The organism is Micromonospora sp. AMSO31t (assembly GCF_008868175.1).
Classification (GTDB): Bacteria; Actinomycetota; Actinomycetes; order Mycobacteriales; family Micromonosporaceae; genus Micromonospora.
This window is the reverse complement of record NZ_WBKT01000299.1, coordinates 1-1495: the sequence shown is the minus strand read 5'-3', so window position 1 is coordinate 1495 and position 1495 is coordinate 1. Positions and strand designations below refer to the sequence as shown.

The 1495-nt window shown below is 76.3% G+C and carries 1 protein-coding gene and 1 pseudogene; both read right to left on the bottom strand.

Annotated elements, in window-relative coordinates:
- Positions 1 to 633, bottom strand: a pseudogene (locus F8274_RS30600) (hypothetical protein); the annotation flags it as partial.
- 18 nt (positions 634 to 651) lie between these two features.
- Positions 652 to 1495, bottom strand: an 844-nt coding sequence (locus F8274_RS30595) for a tyrosine-type recombinase/integrase (protein WP_151465871.1), incomplete at its 5' end; no start/stop codon positions are given.

The following is a 1495-nucleotide window of genomic DNA, read 5'->3' as shown; positions in this document are numbered from 1 at the left end:
CACCCCACCGCCGTCGAGCGACCACAGCAGCTCCTCGTACCGGTCGGCGAACCCGGAGGCGGTCAACACCTCCCGCGCCCGCACGTACCGCCGCCGCACCGTCGGATCCCGCAAACCCGCCACCGCCGGCAACACCGCCAGCAGCGACGTCGGGAACACCCACCCCAGCACCTGCTCCGGCACCGACGCCCGCCCGTCCACCCGCGCCAACCCGTCCTCGACGCGCCGCCGCACCCCGGCGCACCGGCGCCGCACCCACACCGGATCCGCGAACCCCGGCGCCACCCGCTCCCGGATCGCCGCCAGCCGCCCCGACGGGTCCGCGATCACCGCGTCCGTGCGGAACATCGGCGCGAACACCCACGACCCCAGCACGTCCTCCGGCGACCCCAGCTCCGTCCAGGTCAGCGCCGAGACCTCCAGCAGCACCCCACGGTGCCGGAACTTGCCCAGCTTCGCCGCCGGGGCGTCCCGCACCAGCAGCACGTCCACATCCGACGACGGCGCGAGCACCGCCTCATCCGGCAGCCCCACCGTCGACCCGGAGAAGAACGCGCCCCCGATCGACCGGTCCCGGGCCATCGCCTCCCGCACCCACTCGACCGCCACCGCCCGCGCCGCACCCACCCGCATCCCGACCATGCTGCCCGCTCAGGTCGCCTCCCGCGGCGCCACCAAACCCGCCAACGCACGGTTCGTCCGGTTCGACGCCACCGCCGCCCGCTGCTGACCCGCCGTCACCTCGATGTACGTCTGCGACGACGCCAACGACGCGTGCCCCAGCAACCGCATGATCTCCGCCGCGCTCGCCCCGTCCTCCGCCAACCGCGTCGCGAACGTGTGCCGCAACGCGTGCAACCGCGCGCCCCGCGGCACCCGGTCACCAATCCCCGCCCGCCGGTAACACGACTCCACCAGATACTGCAGGCCGCCCCGCCGCAGCGGCTCACCCCGCCGGTCCACCAGCAGCGGCGAGTCCGGCCGGACGGAACGCGCCCCGAACCGGCGCCGCCGGCTGTCCAGGTAGTCCGCCAGCACCCGGTCCACGCCCGCCTCGATCGGCACCGTACGCGGCCGGCCGCCCTTGCCCGCGACGTCCACCCGGCGCTCACCGGCCCGGCCCGCCACCGACGCCACCCGCAGGGCCAGCAGCTCCGACAGGCGCAGGCCCGCGCACAGCGCCAACGCCAGCACCGCCAGGTCCCGCTCGGGCCACGGGTCGCGCTGCCGGCCGTCCTCCCGGGCCACCGCGGCCAGCAGCTCCTCCGGGGTGTCCTCGCCCCGCAGCGGCTTGGGCTGGGGGAGCGGGGTCCGGGGCCGCCCCACCGCCGGCATCGGATTACCGGGCACGACACCCTCGGCGACCAGGAACGTGAAGAAGCTGTTCCAGGTGGACCAGGCCCGATGGACCGACGCGGCGGCGCGGGGAGCGGCGAAGCGGGCGAACGCCGCGCGCATGACCCGGGGGGACAGGGCGGTGACCGGCAGCCGGTCG